At 75.0% G+C, this 388-nt stretch carries 1 protein-coding gene; it reads right to left on the bottom strand.

From position 1 onward, the window contains the following. Positions 1–317: Glu/Leu/Phe/Val dehydrogenase dimerization domain-containing protein (locus DBV35_RS29415; RefSeq protein WP_281262259.1), on the bottom strand; the 317-nt coding region annotated here is incomplete at its 3' end. Between the last annotated feature and the right edge of the window lie 71 nt (positions 318–388).

Raw genomic sequence — 388 nt, 5'->3', positions numbered from 1 at the left:
TGGTGCTGCGGGACGCCGAGGTCCTCCGCGGTCACCCAGTGCGCGTCGATCCAGGGGCGCATGGCCTCGCAGAACCGCTCCAGCACCTCGACGGCGCGCGGGTCCTTCGGGTCGAAGTCGATCCCGCCCTTGGCCCCGCCGATCGGCAGGTCGAAGGTGGCGGTCTTGTTGGCCATGCCGCGTGCGAGGTCCTCGACCTCGGACAACGTGCAGCCGGCCCGCATCCGGGTGCCGCCGGTGGCGAGGCCCGCCCGCAGGGTGTGCACGACCAGGTAGCCGACGGCGCCGGTCACGGCGTCGTTCCACTGCAGGCGCATGTACGGCTCGGGGCGGCGGACGACCGGAGCGACGGTGGGCGCCGGGGCGCCGGCGACGTACGGGGCGGCCG

Source organism: Acuticoccus kandeliae (assembly GCF_003073115.1).
The sequence above is the reverse complement of the archived record's forward strand: the minus strand, read 5'-3'. Positions and strand labels throughout refer to the sequence as shown.